The sequence below is a fragment of the Stenotrophomonas sp. 2YAF22 genome (assembly GCF_052114665.1).
Taxonomy (GTDB): domain Bacteria; phylum Pseudomonadota; class Gammaproteobacteria; order Xanthomonadales; family Xanthomonadaceae; genus Stenotrophomonas; species Stenotrophomonas indicatrix.
Map to the genome: position 1 here is coordinate 1 of NZ_JBFRFE010000759.1, position 1,755 is coordinate 1,755.

Annotated in this window: 2 protein-coding genes; both read right to left on the bottom strand. The window is 67.6% G+C overall.

The genetic code is table 11. The features are described from left to right. Positions 1–507 precede the first annotated feature (507 nt). A complete protein-coding gene (locus tag AB4Y84_RS20830) occupies positions 508–1,110 on the bottom strand; it encodes a response regulator transcription factor (protein ID WP_442244027.1) in 603 nt (200 codons plus the stop codon). Next, a partial coding sequence (locus AB4Y84_RS20835) for a sensor histidine kinase (protein ID WP_442250837.1) occupies positions 1,107–1,755 on the bottom strand: 649 nt, incomplete at its 5' end. The genes AB4Y84_RS20835 and AB4Y84_RS20830, both read right to left, overlap by 4 nt.

The following is a 1,755-nucleotide window of genomic DNA, read 5'->3' on the forward strand; positions in this document are numbered from 1 at the left end:
GCGCTGCASGAGCAGCGCGGAACGGCGKAGCCGGCCCGYRGGGTGGCGCACAKGGATGTGCGCCATCAAGAAAGTAACCAAAGAAACACGCCGCCGGCCGCRAGCCGGTGCTRCGCACCGGTMCCCTGCGCTTCTCGGYGAAYCAGGGGACGGCGCCGAACTCGCTGCGCTCAGACATCGGCGCCTCTTCGCCCCTGATTCCCCCGCGATGCTCGGCTCGCTACAAGGCGGACCCAACGTCAAAAGCCGCAGCTGCACCCAGTAGATCCACGCCATGCGTGGATGCCTTTGCCGTTGATCTTGACCTTCCATTCCGCCTTGAGCGAGCCGAGCACCACAGGTCCGGCGAGGGCGAAGAGGCGCGGGTGTCTGAGCGCAGCGAGTTCCCGCGCCCTCCCTCGACGGACCGAGGAGCACAGGGCACCGGTGCGCAGCACCGGCTCGCGGCTGGCGGCGCGTTTCTTTTGGTTACTTTTCTTTTCGCGCGAAAAGAAAAGTGACGCCCCCCTACAACCACCCCTTCTGCCGCGCCAGCCGGTACGCCTCGATCCGGTTGGCCACGCCCAGCTTGCCGATGCATTCGGACAGGTAATTGCGCACCGTGCCATGCGACAGCCCCAGCTGCTCGGCGATCTCGCTGGCGGTGCGGCCCTCGCCCGCCAGGCGCAGTACGCGGCGCTCGCGGTCGGTCAGCGGGTCGGCCTGCGACCACGCATCCAGCGCCAGCTGCGGATCGATCGCGCGGATGCCCTGCTTCACCTTGCGCAGCGCTTCGGCCAGTTTCTCGGCCGGTGCATCCTTCAACAGATAGCCCAGTACGCCCGCTTCCAGCGCGCGGCGCAGGAAACCGGCACGGGCGAAGGTGGTCACGATCACCACCTTGATCGGCAGTTCATGACGGGCGATGCGCTGGGCGAGTTCCAGCCCGCTCAGCCCCGGCATCTCAATGTCGGTGACCAGGATGTCCGGCTGCAACTGCTGCAGCATGCGCCAGGCGGCTTCGCCGTCGGCAGCACTGCCCAGTACCTCGATATCCGGTTCCAGGCCCAGCAACGCCGACAATGCGCCACGCACCATCGCCTGATCCTCGGCCAGCAGGATGCGGATCATGCCGCGCCTCCCTGTGCCAGCGATGCCGGCGACAGCGGCGTAGTCGCGGCCACCAGGGGCACGCGCACGGTCAGCAGCGTGCCTTCCCCGCGCGGCGACTGCAGCGTCAACTGGCCACCCAGCGCTGCTGCCCGCTCACGCATGCCAGACAATCCGTTGCCCTCGGCCTGCACGCCACCACGGCCGTCATCGCGTATCTGCATTACCAACTGTCGGTCCTCAAGCATGAAATCCACCTGCACCCGGGTCGCCTGCGCGTGGCGCACGATGTTGGTCGCCGCCTCGCGCAGCACCAGTGCCAGCCCACGCTCTACTTCCACTGGCATCGGCGGCGGCGGCATGTACTGCAGGTGCACCTGCTGGCATTCCAACAGCAGCCGCGCCGATGCCAGTTCGCCGGCCAGATCGCTGGCACGGATGCCGGTCACCGCACTGCGTACCTGTGCCAGCGCTTCGCGGGCGATGGCCTCGGCTTCACCGATCTCCTGCCGTGCACGCGCGTCATCGCGGTCGTACAGCTTGCGCGCCAGTTCCAGCTTCAGCGTGATCAGCGACAGCGTGTGGCCCAGCAGGTCATGCAGATCACGGCCAATGCGCTCGCGCTCGGCGGTGGTTGCCAGGCGCCGCACCTCATCCTGGGACAGC